Below are 19494 nucleotides of genomic sequence, written 5' to 3'. Positions count from 1 at the left end.
GAGCCATGGAAAGGCCACGCCCATGCGTATTCTCGGCATCAACGCCCTCTTCCACGACCCGGCCGCCGCCCTGGTGATCGACGGCCGTACCGTCGCCGCCGCGGAGGAGGAGCGGTTCTCGCGGCGCAAACACGGCAAGCGTCCCGTGCCCTTCGCCGCCTGGGAACTCCCCGAGAAGGCGGCCACATGGTGTCTGGAACAGGCGGGGCTGCGCCCCCAGGACCTCGACGCCGTCTCCTACTCCTTCGACCCGGCCCTCGCCCGGCCCGCCGCGTGCATGGGTCTGGACGACCCCTGGGACCACCTCCGGCTCACCTACGCCCGCCAGGCCCCGGGCTTCCTGCACACCGCCCTTCCCGGGCTCGACCCGGGCGCCGTGCGCTTCGTCCCCCACCACATGGCCCACGCCGCCTCGTCCGCGCTCGCCGCGCCCGAAGCCGAGAACAGCTCCGTCCTCGTCCTCGACGGGCGGGGCGAGGCCACCTCCCACCTGGCGGCCCGCCGCACCGGCGACCGACTGGAGCCGCTGTACGGGCAGGAGCTGCCGCACTCCCTGGGGTTGGTGTACGAGGAACTCACCGAACACCTGGGCTTCCTGCGCTCCTGTGACGAGTACAAGGTCATGGCCCTCGCCTCCTACGGCACCCCCCGGATGCTGCCCGAACTGCGCCGGTACGTGTTCGCCACCGGCGACGGCGGATTCCACGCCACCGGCGTGCCCTGGGCCGATCTGTGTCCCGCCCTCAGCCCCGGCCAGGCGTGGTCACAGGCCCACGCCGACCTCGCCCGAAGCGTCCAGGAGTGCCTGGAGGAGACGCTGCTGGACCTGGTCCGCTGGCTGCACGGCCGCACCCGGGACCGGGTGCTGACCCTGGCCGGGGGAGTGGCGCTCAACTGCGTGGCCAACTCCCGCATCGCCCGCGAGGGGCCGTTCGACCGGGTCTGGGTCCAGCCCGCCGCCGGTGACGCGGGCACCGCGCTGGGCGGTGCCCTGCTGCTCTCCGCGCTAAGCGGCGACCGGCCCGAACCGATGGCCGGAGCCGACCTCGGCCGCCACTGGTCGGACGCCGAGCTGGAGGCGTGGCTGAAGACGGCCGCCGTGCCCTTCGAGCGTCCGCCCGACATCGCCGAGACGGTCGCCGAAGCGCTCGCGGACGACGCGATCGTCGCGTGGTTCCAAGGGCGCTCCGAATACGGGCCGCGGGCGCTCGGCCACCGTTCACTGCTCGCCCACCCCGGCAGGTCCGGAAACCTCGAGCGGCTCAACGACGTCAAGGGGCGGGAGCAGTTCCGCCCGGTCGCCCCGATGGTGCCGGCCGAGCGGGCCGCCGACATCTTCGACGGGCCCCTGCCCAGCCCCTACATGCTCTTCGTGCACGATGTCGACCCGAAGTGGCGTGACCGCATCCCGGCCGTCGTGCATGTGGACGGCACAGCCCGCATCCAGACCGTCGACGCCACCACCGAGCCGCTGGTGGCCCGCATGCTCATGGCGTTCGAACGGCGCACCGGGCTGCCCGTGGTGGTCAACACCAGCCTCAACACCTCCGGCCGCCCCATGGTGGACGACCCGCGTGACGCTCTGGAGTGCTTCGGCTCCGCCCCCGTGGACCTGCTGGCGATCGGGCCGTTCGTCATCCGCCGTGGGGTCCTGTTCAAGGGCGGCCAGGTCGGTACGGCACCGGTCGAGAAGCCCGACTAGGCGCCCCCGTGCCACCGGACCTGGAAACCCGCACCCCCGAGCCAGGAGCCCGTCATGACGGAAGCGGCAGAGGGCGCCACCGCGGCCGAGTACGCCGTGGTCATCCCTACGCTGGGCCGACCCAGTCTCTCCGTGACCCTGCGAGCCCTCGCCGACGCCAAGGGGCCCGCCCCACGCCGCATCGTTCTCGTGGACGACCGGCCGCCAAAGGACCGCACCGCGCTGGCCGCCGCGATCCCCGACGAGCTCGCCCCCTCGGTGGACATCGCGCCCGGACGCGCCGCCGGACCCGCCTCCGCGCGCAACATCGGCTGGCGGGCCGCCCCCGAGCCCTGGACCGTCTTCCTCGACGACGATGTGGTCCCCGGCCCCACCTGGGCGGATGACCTCGCCGCCGATCTGGCGGCGGCGGACGAGGACACCGGGGGCGTCCAGGGCCGGATCACCGTACCCCTGACCGGGGACCGCGGACCCACCGACTGGGAGCGCAACACCGCGGGCCTCGCCACCGCCCGCTGGATCACCGCCGACATGGCGTACCGGCGCACCGCGCTGGAGGCCGTCGGCGGCTTCGACGAGCGGTTCCGCCGCGCCTTCCGCGAGGACGCCGACCTGGCACTACGGGTCATGGGTGCCGGATGGCGGCTGTCCGTGGGCGCGCGCCGCACGACCCATCCGGTGCGCCCGGCCGACCGCTGGGTGTCGGTCCGGACCCAGGCGGGAAACGCGGACGACGTCCTGATGACCAAGGCCCACGGACACGACTGGTGGACCAGGGCGGGCGCCCCGCGTGGTCGGCTGCCCCGCCACATGGCCGTCACCGCGGCCGGGGCCGCCGCGGTGCTCGGCGCCATGACCGGGCGCCGAGGGCCGGCCGTGTGCGGTGCGGCGCTGTGGCTGGCCGGTACCGCGGAATTCGCCCTGGCCCGGATCCGGCCCGGTCCGCGGACCCGCGAGGAGATCATCACGATGGCCCTGACCAGCGCCGCCATCCCGCCCGTGGCCACCGCTTACCGGGTGGTGGGGCTGGTCCGCCACCGCTCGGTCACTCGGCCGGCCCCCGTGGCGGTGGCCGCGGAGTGATGGACCATGTGTAGCGCTTTGCCTCGTTTGGTAACGGAATCTACGGGTTACCCAAGGGCCGTGCTGACCGCGTATGCCTCCAGGCCATGGCTGCTCACCCCCGATGAGCGGCGGGTCCCCCTCCGGCCTCGTACCCGCCGCACGGGTCCGCAGGCGGTGCTCTTCGACCGCGACGGCACCCTGATCCAGGACCTGCCCCACGACAGCGACCCCGACCGGGTGCGGCTCATGCCGCATGCCAAGGCCGCCGTCGGCGAGCTACGGGCCCGAGGCATACCGGTCGGTGTGGTCACCAACCAGCCCGGCCTCGCCCGCGGAGTGCTCACCCGCGGCACGGTCGAGGACGTGCGGCGGCGCGTCGAGGAACTGCTCGGTCCCTTCGATGTCTGGGCGGTGTGCCCGCATGAGCCCGAGGACGGCTGCGGGTGCCGCAAGCCCGCCCCGGGGCTCGTCCACGCCGCTTGCGCCCTCCTGGGCGCCGACCCGCGTGCGACCGTGGTGCTCGGGGACATCGGCGCGGACATCCAGGCGGCCCGCTCGGCCGGCGGGACCGGGGTGCTCATCCCCACTCCGGTGACCCGGCCGGAGGAGACCGCCGCCGCGGACCGTACGGCCCCGGACCTCCTCACGGCGGTACGGGGGCTGCTGAACCTTCCCGGAGGCACCACGTGAGCCGGGCGTGCGTCGGGCCGCGCACCCTGGTCGTACGGCTCGACAGCGCCGGGGACGTCCTGCTGGCCGGCCCGGCCGTGCGCGCCGTCGCCGCCGGTTCCCGGTACACCGCCATGCTGTGCGGCCCCCGTGGGGAAGCCGCCGCCCGGCTGCTCCCGGGGGTCGACGAGGTGCTGGTCCACGACGCGCCATGGGTGGGCTTCGACGCCCCGCCGGTGCGGCGTACGACCGCCGACGCCCTGCTGACCTCACTGGCCGCCCGCCGATTCGACCGCGCCCTGGTCCTCGCGTCCCACCACCAAAGCCCCCTCCCCGCCGCCCTGTTGCTCAAGCTCGCCGGAGTCCCCTGGATCGCGGCGGACAGCGAGCACTACCCCGGCACCCTGCTGGACCTGCGGCACCAGCGCGCACCGCACCGCCACGAGGCACGCGCCGCCCTCGACCTCGCCGAGGCGGCCGGGTTCGCCCTGCCACCCGGCGACGGGGCACGGCTCCTCCTGACGCCGCTCCCCGACACCGCGCCGCTCACCGGGGCCGCGCCGTACGTGGTCGTCCACCCCGGCGCCGCCGTGCCCGCCCGCGCATGGAGCCCGGCCCGTGCCGCGCGAGCGGTGACGGCCCTGGAGGAGGCGGGCCACCGCGTCGTGGTCACCGGCAGTCCGTCGGAGAAGGAACTGACCGCGCTGGTGGCCGACGGGATTGCCCTCGACCTCGGCGGACGGACCACCTTCGGCGAACTCGCGGGGGTCCTCGCGGGCGCCGATGCCGTGGTCACCGGCAACACCGGCCCCAGCCACCTGGCGAGCGCCGTCGGCACCCCGGTCGTCTGTCTCTTCGCCCCCGTGGTGCCCGCCGAACGCTGGGCGCCCTACCGCGTGCCCCACCGCCTGCTGGGGCGCCAGGACGCTCCCTGCGCGGGCAGCCGCGCCCGCGTCTGCCCGGTGGCGGGCCACCCCTGCCTGGACTCGGTGACCGACGCCGAGGTGGTCGCCGCCGTGGACGCGCTGCTCGCCACGGGCAGGGCGGACGACGACCCCCTGGAGGCGACGGCATGAACATCCTCTTGTGGCATGTGCACGGCTCCTGGACCACGGCCTTCGTCCAGGGCCCCCACCGCTATCTGGTGCCCGTCCTCCCCGGCCGCGGACCCGACGGCCGCGGCCGGGCCCGCACCTTCCCCTGGCCCGAGTCGGTCGCCGAGATCAGCCCGGAAGAGCTCCGGGCGGCCCCCGTGGACCTGATCGTCCTCCAAAGGCCCCACGAGGCCGAGCTCGCCCTCCGCTGGCTCGGGGGCCGCCGCCCCGGACACGAGGTGCCCGCCGTCTACCTCGAGCACAACGCGCCGGACGGGGACGTCCCGGGCACCCGCCACCCCTGTGCCGGCCGCGACGACCTCACCCTGGTCCACGTCACCCACTTCAACCGGCTCTTCTGGGACAGCGGACGCGCCCCCACCGCCGTCATCGAGCACGGAGTCGTGGATCCCGGCCACCGCTACACGGGGGAGTACGAGCGCGCCGCCGTCGTCATCAACGAACCGGTACGGCGCGGCCGCCACACCGGCACCGACCTGCTGCCCGGCCTCAGCGAGGCCGCACCGCTCGATGTCTTCGGCATGCGGACGCGCGGGCTCGCCCGCCATCTCGGCCTGTCCGCCGACCGCTGCCGCACCCATGAGCTGCCCCAGGCCCGGCTGCACACCGCCATGGCGCGCCGCCGGCTGTATCTGCACCCCGTGCGCTGGACCTCGCTCGGGCTCTCCTTGCTGGAGGCCATGCACCTCGGCATGCCCGTCGTCGCTCTGGCCACCACCGAGGCCGTCGAGGCTGTCCCCCACGGCGCCGGTGTGCTCTCCACCCGCCCCGAAGTCCTCGCCCGCGCGGCCCGGAGCTATCTGCACGACCCGGACGCCGCGGCCGAGGACGGGACGAGGGCCCGCCGGGCCGCTCTCGACCGGTACGGACTCAAGCGCTTCCTCGACGACTGGGAGCGGCTGATAGAGGAGGTGACCCGATGACTCCACGCCACGACCGCCCTTCCGCCTCACTGGACATCGCGCTCGTATCGGAGCACGCGAGCCCGCTCGCCGCGCTGGGCGGGGTGGACGCGGGTGGCCAGAACGTGCACGTCGCCCGGCTCGCCGGGGCCCTCGCCGACCGCGGCCACCGCGTCCGGATCTACACGCGCCGCGACGCGCCGAACCTGCCCGCCGGCGTGCCGATGCGCGAGGGCGTCGAGGTGCGGCACGTGTCCGCCGGCCCGGCCCGGCCACTGCCGAAGGACGAGCTGCTGCCGCACATGCCCGCATTCGGGAACCACCTCGAACACGAGTGGCGGGCCGCCCCGCCCGATGTCGTCCACTCCCACTTCTGGATGTCCGGCGTGGCCTCGCTCCAGGCCGCCCGAGCCCTCGGACTGCGGCTCGCCCAGACGTACCACGCGCTCGGGACCGTCAAGCGGCGCCATCAGAAGGACGCCGACACCAGCCCCCCGGACCGCGTGGCGTGGGAGACGAAGGTCGGCGAGGGCTGTGACCGCATCATCGCCACCTGCCGGGACGAGGTCGCCGAACTGGCCGCCATGGGGCTGAACATGGACCGGATCACGGTCGTGCCCTGCGGTGTCGACCCCGCACTGTTCATCCCCAGCGGGCCCACCGCATCCCGGCCCGCGAACCGCGCCCTCCTGGTCCAGGTGGGCCGGCTGGTGCCCAGGAAAGGCGCAGCCGTCTCCATCGCCGCCCTTCCCCGGCTGCCGGACGCCGTGCTGCTCATCGTGGGCGGGCCACCGCCGGCCGAGGTGGACCGGGACCCGGAGGTACGCCGTCTGAAGGCCCTGGCCCGCCAAGCAGGCGTCGCCGACCGGATCGTGTTCACCGGCGGCCTGCCCCCCGAACAGATGCCGGCCCTGCTGCGCGCCGCCGACCTCGTGCTGTGTCCCGCCGACTACGAGCCCTTCGGCATCGTGCCCCTGGAGGCCATGAGCTGCGGAACACCCGTGGTGGCCACCGCGGTCGGCGGTCAGCGGGACACGGTGGTCGACCCGGACACCGGCCGACTGGTGCCGCCACGCGACCCGGCCGCCCTGGCGGAGGCGGTCGCCGGGCTCCTCAACGCCCCCGAAAGGGCCGCCGCATGCGGCAGAGCGGGGCGTCGGCGCGTGCTGAGCCACTACGGCTGGGACAGGATCGCCGCCGCCACCGAAAGCGCCTACCGCGATGTCCTGGCGGCCGGACTCGCAGTGGCCCGACCGCCGTGCCCGACCGTCTCGATGGGCGCCCACCCGTGACCGACCCCGCGGGAAGGAGGTACGGGCCGGCGCCCCCCACGTGGTGGACACCGGCCCGGACACCCATGACCGATACGCTGCGCGCCGCCCGGGCCCACTGCCAGTCGCTCCAGGACGCCGTGGCGTCCTTGGCCGAACACGACCTGGAACAGCTCACCGCGTGGGGCCACCACCTGGCCGCCGTCCTCCCCCTCGGCGGCCGGCTCATCGCCGCGGGCAACGGCGGCAGCGCCGCCCAGGCCCAGCACCTGACCGCCGAACTCGTCGGCCGCTACCGGCGCGAACGGCCCCCCTACTCGGCCATCGCCCTGCACACCGACACCTCCAGCCTCACCGCCATCGGCAACGACTACGGCTTCGAGGAGTTGTACGCCCGTCAGGTCGCCGCTCACGGCAGACCGGGTGATGTGCTGGTGCTGATGTCCACCTCCGGACGCAGCCCCAATCTCCTGGCCGCGGCCGACACCGGACACGCCGCCGGGCTGCAGGTGTGGGCCATGACCGGCGCCCGGCCCAACCCGCTGGCCCTCCGCGCCCACGACGCCCTGTGCATCGCCTCCGGCACCACGGCGACCGTCCAGGAGGCTCATCTCATCGCCCTCCACCTGCTGTGCGAGACGTTCGACCACGAGACGCTCACCGTGGGGGATGCCACCGGCCCCATGACCGCCCAAGGCCCCGGACTCGCGCGTGCGGAAACCCTCGCCCCCCACCCTCCCCGCGCGACTGGCCGGAGGTGAACATGGGCGCCGTGCAGCGACCCCTGGTCGTCGTGGGGGACACCCTGCTGGACAGAGACGTCGACGGCGAAGCCACCCGCCTGGCACCCGACGCCCCGGCCCCGGTCGTCGATGTCGCGGTGGAACACAGCCGCCCCGGCGGTGCCGGACTCGCCGCCCTGCTCGCCGCCCGCGGCGGACGCGAGGTGGTGCTCATCACCGCGCTGGGCGACGACTCCGCGAGCCGGGCCGCCCGCGAGGTGCTCCGTGCCCATGTCACCCTGGCCGAGCTGCCCCTGGACGGCACTCTCCCGGTCAAGATGAGGATCCGCGCCGGAGGCCGCCCGCTGGTCCGGGTCGACAGCGGGGGAGGGACGCCCGGACCCCCCGGGCGGGCCGCGGCCGCCGTGCTCCGGGAGGCCGGCGCCGTCCTCGTCGCCGACTACGGCCGTGGCACCGCCGGCGCACTGCGCTCGCTTCTCGCCGATACGGCCCACACCGTGCCCGTGGTGTGGGACCCGCACCCGCGCGGTGAACAGCCCGTGCACGGCGTACGGCTGGCCACACCCAACGCCGCCGAGGCCCGTCTCCTCCTCGGAGCCGACGGCACCCCGGACAAGGACCAGGGCTCACTGCGGGCCCATGGAGCGCGGGGCGCCCGCCTCGGTGAGCGCTGGGGTGCCGTGGCCGTCGCCGTCACCCTGGGGGAGCGCGGCGCGATCCTCACCCGCCCGCACAGCGGCGACCACATGTACGTCCCGGCCGTCCACCGGGCCGGGGGCGATCCCTGCGGCGCCGGGGACTGCTTCGCAGCCGCCGCGGCGAACGTGCTGGCGGGCGGAGGGCTCCCGGAAGAGGCGGTTCAGCTGGCCGTCGCCGAGGCCGCCGCCTTTGTCGCGGCGGGTGGCGTCGGCGACCTCGATCTGGGACGGGCCCCCAGCGACGACTCGGACGCCCATCTCCCGGCGGGCACCCATCCCCCGGCGGATGCCCAGGACCTGGCCGAAGCGGTCCGGGCCCGGGGCGGCACCGTCGTCGCCACCGGCGGCTGTTTCGACCTGCTGCACGCCGGGCACGTGGGAATGCTCCAGAACGCCCGCCGCACCGGGGACTGCCTGATCGTGTGCGTCAACTCAGACGCCTCGGTGGGCCGTTTGAAGGGACCGGGCCGGCCCATCAATCCGCTGGCCGACCGGGTCCGGGTGCTGTCCGGGCTCGGCTGCGTCGACGCCGTCGCCGTCTTCGACGAGGACACCCCCGAGCGGCTCTTGCGCAGGCTGCGCCCCGACGTGTGGGTCAAGGGCGGCGACTACAGCGCCGATGCCCTGCCCGAGGCCACCGTGCTCCACGAATGGGGCGGCCAGGCACTCGTCCTGCCGTACCTCGACGGCCGGTCCACCACCGAACTCGCCCGGCGGGCGGCCCTGCAGCGCCCCGCGGGCCCGACCCCGGCGCCGACGAGGGGCCGCCGATGACACGCACCGCGGGCCACCGCCCCCGCCTGCTGGTCCTGCGCGCCCTCGGGCTCGGCGACCTGCTCACAGCAGTCCCGGCCCTCCGCGCCCTCCGGCGCTCCCACCCCGCACACGAACTGCTGCTGGCCGCGCCGGGCCGGCTGGCCGAGGCCTCGGCGGCGACCGGAGCCGTCGACCGGCTGCTCCCCACGTCCGCTCCCGGCCGGGCCGTCCCCACCCGCATCGACTGGACCGGCCCGCCGCCGGACATGGCGGTGGACCTCCACGGCAACGGGCCGCCCAGCCACCTCCTGCTGAACGCCCTGCGCCCCGGACGCACCCTGGCGTACGCGCACCCCGCCACCCCCCAGATCCCCGGACCACAGTGGCGCGAGGACGAACATGAGGGGGCGCGCTGGTGCCGACTGCTCACCTGGTTCGGCATCCCCGCCGATCCGGAGGACCGGCGGATCGCCGCCCCCGACGACCGCGGCTCGCCCGCGCCCGGAGCGGTGGTCGTCCACCCCGGCGCCGATGCCGCCGCGCGCCGGTGGCCCGCCGAGCGCTTCGCCGCGGTGGGCCGCGCCCTGGCCGCGATCGGTCACGAAGTCATCGTCACCGCCGGCGCCGGTGAGGCGCCCCTGGCCCAAGAGGTCGCCCTGCGAGCCGGGCTGCCCCGGACGGTCGTGCTCGGCGGCGAGGCCGATGTGCCGTTCGCTGAACTTGCCGCACTCCTCGCCCATGCCCGTGCCGTCGTCGTCGGCGACACCGGCCTGGCACATCTGGCCACCGCCCTGGGCACGCCCTCGGTCGTCCTGTTCGGGCCGGTGGCCCCCCGGCTGTGGGGACCACCGCGCTGTGAGCTGCACCAGGCGCTCTGGTACGGCAGCGACGACACCCCTCGCCCCGGGAACGCCCACGGCGACGTCCCCGACGAACGACTGCTCAGCATCAGCGTGAGCGACGTCCTGACGGCGTTCGACCAGCTGCCACGCCCCGGCGGCCCCCCGGTCCACCGGCCACACCCACCCGAATTCACCGGAGCCCATGGATGACCCTCATCACGAACAACGAATCCGGCCCTCTTCCCCGTACCGCCGTGATCACCGGCGCGGATTCGGGGATCGGCCGTGCCACGGCCGTGAGGCTCGCCGACGACGGCATGGACATCGGCATCACCTGGCACACCGACCAGGAGGGTGCCGAAAGGACGGCGGCCGAGGTCCGGGACCGCGGACGCCAGGCCGTGGTCGAGCGCCTGGACCTCACCGCTCTCCCGGCGGCCGCCGATGTCGTCGACCACCTGGCCGACCGGCTCGGTCGCCTCGATGTCCTGGTCAACAACGCGGGTACGGGCACCGCCACCCCCTTCCTCGACCTCGACCACACCACCGTCCAGCAGGTACTCGACGTCGACCTGGTGGGCCCGTTCCTGTGCGGGCAGTGCGCCGCCCGCCGGATGATCCGCCAGGGCGAGGGCGGCCGGATCGTCAACATCACCAGCGTGCACGAGTCCCAGCCGCGCGTCGGCGCCGCGCCCTACTGCGCGGCCAAAGGCGGACTCGGCCTGCTCACCCAGGTGATGGCCCTCGAACTGGCCGAACACGTCGCCTTCCTCGCGGGCCCGGACGCCGCCTACGTCACCGGAGCCTCCTGGGCGGTGGACGGCGGCATGCTCCGCATGGGGCCGATGGCCGGGTCCCACCTGGAAAGTGACGACTGGCGACGGGGCTGAAGCGGCCGCTCGGTGTCCGGCGGTGCCCCGGCGAGCCGAGCTCGGGACATGCGATCACCTGGTCCGCGTGAGACGGGCCCTGATGGCAACGGTCAGTCCCACACCCAGCAGGGGAATCCCCAGGCTCAAGAGCCACCAGCCGTAGACGAACGCCAGTGCCAGGGCGGCGAGGCCGGCCGCGGCGGGCAGGGCGGCACCGCCGCCGGTGGCGGGAGCGCGGTAGTCGAGCTGTTCCTCGGAGCCACCGCGGGAGGAGATGAGGACGGCCAGGGCGGTCCCCTCGATCAAGACCACTGCCGAGCCCCAGAGCCAGTACGTCAGGGAGTTCTCCCCGTATCCGGCCAGGACCGCGATCAGCAGGGCGTTGCCGAGGCCCCAGCCCGCCGCCACCCAGAACCCCGGGGACCCGATCTTCACGACCCGTCTCCCGTCCCGGGGGCCCGCCCCACGGCGCCTTCCGCCGCGCGGCGTCGCCTCAGGTCGAGAAGGGGAGCGTTGCTGGTGATGGGCGGCAGGGGCCGCTCGGGGGTGAAGTTCACCGGCGGGGGCGGTGATGAGGTGGCCCACTCCAGGGTGTGGGCGTTCCAGGGATCGTCAGGAGCAGGCCGGTGGCGTCCCAGCGACCGTGTGCGCAGCGTCCACAGGACGTTCACGGCGAACACCGTCATCCCGGCGGCGAGCACGGCGGCACCGCAGCTGGTGACCAGATTGAGCAGCCCGAACCCGTCGAAGACCGGGTAGGTGGACACGCGTCGGGGCATGCCCTGGTAGCCCAGCGCGAACATCGGGAGGAAGGTCAGGTTTGTGCCGGCGACCAGCAGCCAGAAGTGGATCCTCCCCATGCGTTCGTTCAGCATCACCCCGGCGACCTTGGGAAACCAGAAATACAGGGCGGCGAAGAGCCCGAACGCGCTGCCCGCGAAGAGGACGTAGTGCAGGTGGGCGACGACGAAGTAGCTGTCCTGGGCGTGGTAGTCGATGACGGGGGTGCCGACCATGATTCCGGTGAGGCCGCCGATGAGGAACTGGGGAATGAAGGCCAGTGCGAACAGCATGGGTGAACGGAACACCAGCCGTCCGCCCAGCACCGTTCCGATCAGCGCGAAGTACTCCACCCCCGCTGGGATCAGCAGCGTGATGGAGGTCAGGGAGTAGTAGTCGTTGGTCACCTGTCCCGTGGTGAACATGTGGTGGCCCCACACGCTCATCGACAGCGCGGCGAAGGCCAGCAGCGACAGGACGGTTCCCTTGTAGCCGAAGAAACGCCGCCCGGAGAAGACGGCCAGCACCTCCGCCACCGCGGCCAGATAGGGGAAGAACATCACATAGACCACGGGGTGGCCGTAGAACCAGAACAGATGCTGGTAGCCGATGTTCCACACGTTCGAGGAGAAGACCGACGGATCCGCCCTGCCGATGGCGAGCAGTGTGAGCGCGGCCAGAAGCGAGGGGAAGGCGCCGATCACCATCAGACAGGTCGCGACCATGGACCAGGAGAACACGGGCATGCGCAGCATGGTCATCCCGCGTGCCCGCTTGCGCAGCGCGGTCCACAGCACCGCCCAGCCCATCGCGATCACTCCCGTCGCCGCCAGGGAGACACCGACGATCCACAGGTCCGATCCCACGCTGGGGGAGTACTGGCTGTCGGCCATCGGCGGATAGGAGAACCAGCCGTCGGCGTGGGCCCCGTTGGGGGTGGCGAAACCCGCGAGCATGATCACCGCGCCGATGGCGTACAGCCAGTAGCCCAGCAGAGTGGTGCGGGGAATGGCGATCGCCGGGGCGCCGATCTGCAGCGGGACGAGATACACGCCCAGACCGAGGGCAAAGGGCGTCATGACCATGTAGATCATGCCGGAGCCGTGGATGGTGAACAGCTGATTGTAGAGCTGCGGACCCATCAGGTGTTCGTTCGGCTGGGCGAGCTGAGCACGCATCAGCAGGGCCAGGACGCCCATGACGAACATCAGCACCAGCGATGTCGCCGAGGTGAGCAGCCCGATGCGCTTGTGGTCGGTAGTCGTGATCCAGCCCAGCCAGCCACCCGGCGACGGGGCCCGTCGTACGGACCCGGCCCCGGCCTCGGGCGCCAGGGTCATACCGAGGCCCCGCCCGTACCGGCCTGGGAGTGTTCATGCAGCCATGTGGCGTACTTCCTCGGGGAGACGGCCTTCAACCAGAAATCCATCGAGTGATGGCGCTGGCCGCAGAACTCGGCGCATCGGCCGATCCACCGGCCTTCCCGGTCGAAGGTCAGGGTGAAGGTGTTCACATGGTCCGGGAAAGCGTCCATCTTGTAGCGCAGAGCGGGCACCCACAGTGAGTGGATCACATCCCGGGAGGTGAGCTCGATCCTGACGGTCCGCCCTGTGGGCACGACCAGTGTGGGCAGGCGGCCGTCGCGGCAGGTGGCGGTGGTCGACACCGCCCTCTCCCGGGCCCTGGGGTGGGCGAACTGCCAGCACCACTGGTACGCCGTGACGTCCACCCGTACGGTCGGGCGGTGTGCGGGGGCGTGCCGCTCGTGGTGGTTGGCGAGCGCGGTGTAGACGACCAGGAAGACGGCGACCACCGCCAGGACCGCGACGTAGTAGGACTCCATCCTCGGCCGCTCGGCACGCCGCGACGGCGAGACCCCCGAACCGGCCCGGCGGCGGACGACGGAGTACAGCAGGGCGCCCAGGACGGTGACGAAGACGATGGCGGCGAGGGCCAGCTCCAGGGTGAACACCTGATCGAAGACGTGCCGTCGGTTCACGCCGGGCTCCTCCCGAGGACTGGTCGCACACACCCGGCGATGTCACCGCTGGGCATCCGGGACATTACGGTTCTCCCGGGCGGGGCCACGAGCGGACACACCGTGTCAGGGGGACGACCGGCTCGGCGCGCGGCGCTCAGCGCAACGGCCGCCCTTCCCGCACCCGGTCGCCCCGCCCCCTGTCGATGCTGGTGGGAGCGAGGGTGAGAGAGCGATTGCGGGGTACCCGGTCGGCGAGCTTGGTGACCGGACCGCCCGATCGTGGAAGGGGCTCATCATGGCCCAGCGCGTACGCGATGTCATGGCCGACGTTCCCATGACCGTCGCACCCCAAGAGCCAGTGACATCCGTGGCCCGGCTGATGCGCGACCACGGTGTCAGCGCGGTCCTGGTGATGGACCGGGACCGCCTGAGGGGGTTGGTCACTGACCGCGACTTGGTGGTTCGCGCTCTCGCCGACGGGGCGGACCCCGAGCAGACGACGGTGATTCAGGCGGTGAACGAGGACCTGGTGGCCGTCAGCGCGGACGACGAAGTCGACCACGCCATCAAGGCGATGCGGGAACATTCGCTCCCGCGCCTCCCGGTGGTCGACGGAGACGGGAAGCCCATCGGCAGCGTCTGCCTCGGCGATCTGGCAACGGACGAGAACTCGGAACCGCGGCGCGCGCGCGTCGTGGCACCGACCCCTGACCTCCACGGCGGCCCGGAGCCGGGCTGAGCGGGTCCGATATCGGTAACCCTGACCTCCCCCACCGCCTGTCGGGCATTCGATCCCGGCGGGCGGGTACTCGCAGACGATGGACACGACACAGGAGCACATGGCCGCGGCCGGGTCGGCGGCAGGGATAGTCGTCATCGTCCTCTGCGGTCTCCTCATCACGGCCGCGCTGGTGTGGATCGTGCCGCTCGGCATCAGGGCGCGGCGACGACAGCCGGCACCGCCCCGGCGAGCGGAGCAGCCCACGCTCCCCGACTCGGGGCCGGTTCGCGAGGAGCGGCAGATGCGAGAACCCAACGAGGTGCCCCGCGCCACGCGGGGAGGAGCCCGACGCACCCCGCACGAACTCGGGAACAACCCCAGCAGGCCGAGCGGAGACCAGTCCCGCCCCCGTTGGAAACCGGGATCCAGCGGATCCTTCGGAAGCGGAGGCAGCGACACGACGTGATGGCCGAGGACCGCGGAACTCCACACGCCGAGCACTCCAAGAGCTCGCCCCGCGCCGTCGATCGGCAGGTCCGTGCGCGCCGGCCACGCGTTACTCGCATGTGGCGTCGAGAGGCGTGGTATCGAAAGCTGCGGCTCGCGCCCGCGTGCGGCACCTCCGACGGAGGTAACGCGCGGCGCGGTGACGGGGCGGCCGGGGCCCCGCATGTGAGCCTGTGGGCCGGGTACCCGGTCGGCAGGAGGTGCGTGGAGGGTGGCGCGACGGCTGATGGCGGGCGCCGAACTCATCGGCAGCTGGACCATGTTGACCCTGCTGTGGATCGTGTTGATCGGCCCCGTGGACACCCTGGAGTGGCTGGTCGGCGCCGGCGCCGGGCTGGTGTCGGCCGCCGCCGCCTGCGGCGCGCGGCGCGCGGTCGGTGACCGATGAGCGGCTGGACCGCTGCCGGCGCCGCGCTGCTGCTCTGTGGAGTGGCACCGGCCGCATGGTGCGTGGCCACCGGCCCGGCCCGTCGCCGAGTGCCCGCACAGAACCTGACCACCACGCTTCTGTCCCTGGTCTTCCTCCTGCTCGCGCAAGGTTCTCGCCGCCCGGCCTACACCGACACGGCGCTGGTGCTCTCGGTGCTCGGTCCGGCCGGCACTCTGCTCTACGCACGGCTGCTTTCCGGCGAGTTGGCGGACCGTCCGCCGAGGGCGCACTTGCTGCGGATGGTGACCGCGCTGAGTTACCTGGCGGTGCCGGCGGTACTGCTTCCCTTGTGCCTCGTCACCGTCCCTGGCCGGGCCACGGTGAAACTACTGGTCATCGGCGCCCTGTTGATTCTCGGCAGCTGGAGCGCGACCCGCGCGGTGACCGCCGCCGTCACCGCCGGAAACACGTCCGGTGCGCCTGCGGAGGGAGTGGGAGATGGCTGACGACTTGCCGTTGCTGCTCGGCCTTCTGCTGGTGGCCGCGGCCGGAACCGGCACCGTCCTTGTGCGCGACCCCGTGCGGCAGTCCTTCCTGATGTCGCTGTTGGGCCTTGCGCTCGCCACCCTCTTCCTGCTGCTGCAGGCGCCCGACGTCGCGCTCTCGCAGTTGGCGGTCGGTGCGGCGCTGACACCGCTGATGGTGCTGTTGTCCGTACACAAGGTGCGCCGCAGGGCCCGCGGCGAGCGCCGGGAGGAACGCGAGTGAGCGTGCGGATGCGGCTGTGGGTGCTGGCCTTCGGGGGCCTGGGCACGGCCGTGCTCTACCTGCTGGCCTGCCTCGATCTGCCCGCGTTCGGCGGACAGTGGCATCCCTACGGTGACCGGGCGGTGCGAGCCGCTCTCGCCCGGCACACCGCCAACACTGTTTCCTCGGTCAACTTCGACCAGCGGGCCTTGGACACCCTCGGGGAGGAGTCCATCCTCTTCGGCTCCGTCCTGGGCGCCGTCGTACTGCTGCGGCAGACCCGCGATGAGGACCGGCTGCCCCCGCGACCCGTCCGGGTGGCGCCGCCGGTACGCCGTTACGCCCTGCTCGTGCTGCCGGTCGCCCTGCTGATCGGGCTGTATGTCGTTGCCCACGGCCAGCTCAGCCCCGGTGGCGGCTTCCAGGGCGGTGTGGTGGTGGCGACCTCGCTGCACCTGCTCTACATCGCCGTGGACTACCGGGCGCTGGAACGGATCCGCCCCGTCGGAATGTATGAGGTGGCGGACGCTGCGGGCGAGGCGGGCTACTTCCTGGTGGGTGCGGCCGCCCTGCTGACCGGTGCGGCCTTCCTGACGAACTACCTGCCCTACGGCACCTTCAACACCCTCGCCTCCGGCGGCACCGTCCCGCTGCTCAACGCCGCCATCGGTGTGGAGGTCGCAGCCGGCGTCGTGGTGCTGCTGGCCGGTTTCCTGGACCAGGCCGTGGAGATCGAGAGCGAACGACAGGACGTCGGTGAGGAGGGCGAGCGGTGAGCGTGCTGCCGTATGCGATCGCGGGATGGCTCTTCCTGATCGGCTGTTACGGGCTGGCCACAAGCCGCAACCTCATCCATGCGGTGGGCTGCCTGTCGGTCTGTCAGTCCTCGACGTATGTGCTGCTGCTCGCCATCGGATACCGGAAGGGCGGCACCGCCCCGGTCTTCTCCGACATCACCCCTGGCTCACGGCCGGTCGTCGACCCCGTCGTCCAGGCCCTCACCCTCACCGACATCGTCATCGGGGCGACCGTCACCGCGCTCCTGCTCTCCCTGGTCATCCAGATCGGCAAACGGCACGGGACCGTGGATCCCGACGAGCTCTCGGAGCTGAGGGGATGACCGCCGGACAGGTCCTGCCACTGATCGTATGCGCCCCGCTGTTCGGCGCCGCGGTGCTGGTCGGAGCGGGCCGCCGGCTGCCTCGGTACGCCGCCGAGCTGCTGGCCTGCCTGTTCGCCGCGGCCGTCGCGGCGCTCGCCCTGTGGGCCGTGGCGGCCACCTCGGCGTCCGTCGCGCGGCCCGTTGAGTGGGTGGGGGACTGGCGGCCGCACCACGGGGTGAGCGTCGGCATCGTCCTGGTCGGCGACCGCATCGGTCTGGGGCTCGCCACGCTGGTCTCGCTTCTGGTGGTGGCCGCACTCGTCTACGCCTGGCGATACTTCGACGAACCCCCACGACGCCACGCCGGTGCCTTCCCCGGACTGGTGCTGCTCTTCCAGGCCGGCATGTGCGGCTTCGCCCTGACCGGTGACCTCTTCAACGCGTTCGTGTTCTTCGAGCTGATGAGCGCGGTCGCGTACGCGCTGACCGGCTACCGCGTGGAGGAGGCGCGCGCCGTGCAGGGCGGCCTGGTGTTCGGCGTCGTCAACTCCCTCGGCGGCTACGCCATGTTGTCGGGCATCGCCCTGCTGTACGCCCGCACCGGCGAACTGGGATTCGCGCAGATCGGGAGGGCGTTGGACGCCCACTCCACCGGTGGCCCGGACGCGCTGGTGATCGCGGCCTTCGTCCTCGTCGCCACCGGTCTGCTCGTCAAGGCCGCCGCGGTGCCGTTCCATTTCTGGCTCGCCGATGCCCACGCGGTGGCACCGACCCCCGTGTGCATGCTGCTGTCGGGGGTGATGGTCGAGCTGGGCGTATACGGGATGGCCCGGGTCTACTGGACCGTCTTCGCCGGCCCCGGTGGCATTCCGGCGCCCGACCTACACCGGACACTGCTGACTCTGGGCGTGTTGACGGCCGTACTGGGCTCGGTGATGTGCTGGCAGCAGCGTCACCTCAAGCGGCTGCTCGCCTACTCGACGGTCGCGCACACCGGGCTGTTCCTGATCGGCCTGGCGCAGCTCAGCCCCGAGGGGATCGGTGGCGTGGCGCTGTACGTCCTGTCACACGCCGGGACCAAGGCAGCGCTGTTCGCCTGCGTGGGGATCCTGCTGGACCGTCTCGGCAGCGTCGACGAGAACCAGTTGCACGGCAGGGGACGGGGACTGCTCGGGGTCGGGGTGATGTTCGGGATCGGGGGCCTGGCTCTTGCCGGGCTGCCACCCTTCGGCACCGCACTGGGCAAATCGGTCGCCGAGGAGGCCGCGGGGGGCTGGGGGACCGCACTGTACGTGCTGGCCTCGGCGATCACCGGTGGCGCGGTGCTGCGGGCCGGCGCCCGGGTGTTCCTCGGGCTCGGCACGCGCCCTCCGGACGTCCCGGAAGAGACGACCGGCGAAGCGGAAGAGCCGGAGACCCGGGGCGGCCCGCTGTCCCGGGTCCCGAACTCGATGCTCGCCGTCCCGGCCGCACTGCTCGCCGGTGCGCTCGCGGTGGGACTGGTCCCCGGCCTGCGCACCGGCGTCGGCCACGCCGCGGACACCTTCACCGACCACCACGGCTACCTCGTCTCCGTGCTGTACGGCCGACCGACGCAGCCCGCGCCCACCCCCGCGCCGCACTGGACGGCCTCCGGCCTGCTGTGGGGTCTGCTGGCGACCGTCCTTGCCGCGACGCTCGCACTGCTGGCCACACGGCGTCCAGCAGGCGAATCGGCCCGCTGGTTCGCCCCGCTGAGACGGCTGCACTCCGGTCATGTGGGCGACTACGTCGCCTGGTTCCTGGCGGGCATCACCCTCTTGGGAGCCCTGCTCGCCTGAGCCCGGGCTCCGTGTGCGGCCGTCGCCTACGCCGTCGGCGTCGTATGGACGGCACGTACCGCGTACGGAGCCCAACGTTCCCAGCTCATCACCCTGGAAAGCCGCTGGCACGCGGACGACGACCCGGTGCGGCGCTTCGAGCAATACCCGAGAGCTTGAGGACTCCCTCGGCCTCACCGGCGACGGCGGCACCGCAACGTTGCGCTCAGCGTCAAGAAGTTGGCACTCCAGGCAAAGGACTTTTACGCCCCTTCGAGGCAGGATGCGTGTCAGACCACCGAAAGCGATACACGGGGGATGGTGGTGAAGATGACGTTCGACCAGGAGTGGGCGGACCTCGTTTCCGCAGCCAAGGAGCAGCAGTCGGTCGGGATGCGGCTCAACCAGGCCCAGCCCGGCCCGGGTGGCGGGGCCAATCACGACCTGGTCGTCCACCAGGACGACCTGGGAGCCGTCGGCCACGAGGCGTACGAGCTGCACGATGTGCTGCGGAAGAAGGCCGACATCGAGGGCGCGGGCATGGACAAGAGCGGGTCGGGTTCCACCCTGCAGGCCGCCAAGGAGCTGTCCACGCAGAACATGACCATGGGGAACGAGCTCTCGACCACGGTCTCGGTCTGGGGCACGCAGGTCAAGACGATTCTCCAGATGTGCGCCCACATCTCGAATCACCTGGACTACTCGAAGAAGGCACACGCGAAGGACGACGAGTACGTCGCGGCATCGCTGCGCCACCGCGACGGCTCCGCGGTCCCGGTCTCGGAGATCTCCAAGTACGTGAAGTAGCGAGTACGTGAAGTAGCAAGCACGTGAAGCAGGCGGGGGGCGAGC

At 72.6% G+C, this 19494-nt stretch carries 22 protein-coding genes; 19 read left to right on the top strand and 3 right to left on the bottom strand.

Going from position 1 to position 19494, the window contains the following annotated elements:
* Positions 1–22 precede the first annotated feature (22 nt).
* The 10 genes from ACFZDL_RS44275 to ACFZDL_RS44230 all read left to right on the top strand — a co-directional run bounded on the left by ACFZDL_RS44275 (position 23) and on the right by ACFZDL_RS44230 (position 10653).
* Positions 23–1702, top strand: coding sequence for a carbamoyltransferase C-terminal domain-containing protein (locus ACFZDL_RS44275; protein ID WP_353596341.1), 1680 nt, complete (start codon positions 23–25; stop codon positions 1700–1702).
* Positions 1703–1756: 54 nt separating this feature from the next.
* On the top strand, positions 1757–2785 hold the full coding sequence (locus ACFZDL_RS44270; protein ID WP_353596342.1) for a glycosyltransferase: 1029 nt from the start codon (positions 1757–1759) through the stop codon (positions 2783–2785).
* A 60-nt stretch (positions 2786–2845) separates the two neighbouring features.
* Positions 2846–3457, top strand: coding sequence for an HAD-IIIA family hydrolase (locus ACFZDL_RS44265; protein ID WP_391194251.1), 612 nt, complete (start codon positions 2846–2848; stop codon positions 3455–3457).
* Positions 3454–4512 (top strand): glycosyltransferase family 9 protein, encoded by a 1059-nt coding sequence (locus ACFZDL_RS44260; protein ID WP_353596343.1) that lies wholly within the window; start codon positions 3454–3456, stop codon positions 4510–4512. The genes ACFZDL_RS44265 and ACFZDL_RS44260 overlap by 4 nt, the downstream gene beginning before the upstream one ends.
* A complete protein-coding gene (locus ACFZDL_RS44255) occupies positions 4509–5474 on the top strand; it encodes a glycosyltransferase (protein WP_353596344.1) in 966 nt (321 codons plus the stop codon). The genes ACFZDL_RS44260 and ACFZDL_RS44255 overlap by 4 nt, the downstream gene beginning before the upstream one ends.
* Entirely contained in the window at positions 5471–6745 is a 1275-nt protein-coding gene (locus tag ACFZDL_RS44250; protein WP_353596345.1) for a glycosyltransferase, read from the top strand. Before ACFZDL_RS44255 ends, ACFZDL_RS44250 begins: the two co-directional genes overlap by 4 nt.
* Before the next feature lie 65 nt (positions 6746–6810).
* Positions 6811–7485 carry an SIS domain-containing protein gene (locus tag ACFZDL_RS44245; protein WP_353596346.1) on the top strand — a complete coding sequence of 225 codons (675 nt, stop codon included), beginning with the start codon at positions 6811–6813 and terminating at the stop codon, positions 7483–7485.
* A gap of 2 nt (positions 7486–7487) precedes the next feature.
* Positions 7488–8939 carry a D-glycero-beta-D-manno-heptose 1-phosphate adenylyltransferase gene (gene rfaE2 / locus ACFZDL_RS44240; RefSeq protein WP_353596347.1) on the top strand — a complete coding sequence of 484 codons (1452 nt, stop codon included), beginning with the start codon at positions 7488–7490 and terminating at the stop codon, positions 8937–8939.
* Positions 8936–9973 carry a glycosyltransferase family 9 protein gene (locus ACFZDL_RS44235; protein ID WP_353596348.1) on the top strand — a complete coding sequence of 346 codons (1038 nt, stop codon included), beginning with the start codon at positions 8936–8938 and terminating at the stop codon, positions 9971–9973. The genes rfaE2 and ACFZDL_RS44235 overlap by 4 nt, the downstream gene beginning before the upstream one ends.
* Entirely contained in the window at positions 9970–10653 is a 684-nt protein-coding gene (locus ACFZDL_RS44230) for an SDR family NAD(P)-dependent oxidoreductase (RefSeq protein ID WP_353596349.1), read from the top strand. Before ACFZDL_RS44235 ends, ACFZDL_RS44230 begins: the two co-directional genes overlap by 4 nt.
* Before the next feature lie 54 nt (positions 10654–10707).
* Here the strand turns inward: ACFZDL_RS44230 and ACFZDL_RS44225 are convergent, their stop codons facing one another.
* From ACFZDL_RS44225 to coxB, 3 genes are read right to left on the bottom strand one after another with little or no spacing between them, the layout of a single operon-like run.
* Positions 10708–11070, bottom strand: a complete 363-nt coding sequence (locus ACFZDL_RS44225) for a hypothetical protein (RefSeq protein ID WP_353596350.1) — start codon at positions 11068–11070, stop codon at positions 10708–10710.
* Entirely contained in the window at positions 11067–12755 is a 1689-nt protein-coding gene (locus ACFZDL_RS44220) for a cbb3-type cytochrome c oxidase subunit I (protein WP_353596351.1), read from the bottom strand. The genes ACFZDL_RS44225 and ACFZDL_RS44220 overlap by 4 nt, the downstream gene beginning before the upstream one ends.
* A complete protein-coding gene (coxB, locus tag ACFZDL_RS44215) occupies positions 12752–13414 on the bottom strand; it encodes a cytochrome c oxidase subunit II (RefSeq protein ID WP_353596352.1) in 663 nt (220 codons plus the stop codon). Before coxB ends, ACFZDL_RS44220 begins: the two co-directional genes overlap by 4 nt.
* A gap of 277 nt (positions 13415–13691) precedes the next feature.
* Here coxB and ACFZDL_RS44210 point away from each other — a divergent pair, with 277 nt between their 5' ends.
* The 9 genes from ACFZDL_RS44210 (at position 13692) to ACFZDL_RS44170 (ending at position 19449) form a co-directional block, all read left to right on the top strand.
* Entirely contained in the window at positions 13692–14135 is a 444-nt protein-coding gene (locus tag ACFZDL_RS44210; protein ID WP_353596353.1) for a CBS domain-containing protein, read from the top strand.
* A gap of 79 nt (positions 14136–14214) precedes the next feature.
* Entirely contained in the window at positions 14215–14583 is a 369-nt protein-coding gene (locus ACFZDL_RS44205) for a DUF6479 family protein (RefSeq protein WP_353596354.1), read from the top strand.
* A gap of 252 nt (positions 14584–14835) precedes the next feature.
* Complete coding sequence (locus ACFZDL_RS44200; protein ID WP_353596355.1) at positions 14836–15012, top strand: hypothetical protein; 177 nt, start codon at positions 14836–14838, stop codon at positions 15010–15012.
* Positions 15009–15500 carry a monovalent cation/H+ antiporter complex subunit F gene (locus ACFZDL_RS44195; RefSeq protein ID WP_353596356.1) on the top strand — a complete coding sequence of 164 codons (492 nt, stop codon included), beginning with the start codon at positions 15009–15011 and terminating at the stop codon, positions 15498–15500. Before ACFZDL_RS44200 ends, ACFZDL_RS44195 begins: the two co-directional genes overlap by 4 nt.
* Positions 15493–15762: a hydrogenase subunit MbhD domain-containing protein gene (locus ACFZDL_RS44190; RefSeq protein ID WP_353596357.1), complete on the top strand. Its 270-nt coding sequence runs from the start codon at positions 15493–15495 to the stop codon at positions 15760–15762. The genes ACFZDL_RS44195 and ACFZDL_RS44190 overlap by 8 nt, the downstream gene beginning before the upstream one ends.
* Entirely contained in the window at positions 15759–16517 is a 759-nt protein-coding gene (locus tag ACFZDL_RS44185; protein ID WP_353596358.1) for an MnhB domain-containing protein, read from the top strand. The genes ACFZDL_RS44190 and ACFZDL_RS44185 overlap by 4 nt, the downstream gene beginning before the upstream one ends.
* Positions 16514–16861, top strand: a complete 348-nt coding sequence (locus ACFZDL_RS44180) for a sodium:proton antiporter (RefSeq protein ID WP_353596359.1) — start codon at positions 16514–16516, stop codon at positions 16859–16861. The genes ACFZDL_RS44185 and ACFZDL_RS44180 overlap by 4 nt, the downstream gene beginning before the upstream one ends.
* On the top strand, positions 16858–18663 hold the full coding sequence (locus ACFZDL_RS44175; protein ID WP_353596360.1) for a complex I subunit 5 family protein: 1806 nt from the start codon (positions 16858–16860) through the stop codon (positions 18661–18663). The genes ACFZDL_RS44180 and ACFZDL_RS44175 overlap by 4 nt, the downstream gene beginning before the upstream one ends.
* A 309-nt stretch (positions 18664–18972) precedes the next feature.
* Positions 18973–19449 carry a hypothetical protein gene (locus ACFZDL_RS44170; RefSeq protein WP_353596361.1) on the top strand — a complete coding sequence of 159 codons (477 nt, stop codon included), beginning with the start codon at positions 18973–18975 and terminating at the stop codon, positions 19447–19449.
* Positions 19450–19494: the final 45 nt, after the last annotated feature.

The sequence above is a fragment of the Streptomyces sp. NPDC007917 genome (assembly GCF_042959105.1).
Lineage (GTDB): Bacteria > Actinomycetota > Actinomycetes > Streptomycetales > Streptomycetaceae > Streptomyces.
Note: the sequence above shows the minus strand (reverse complement) of the source record. Positions and strands in the feature narration are given on the sequence as shown.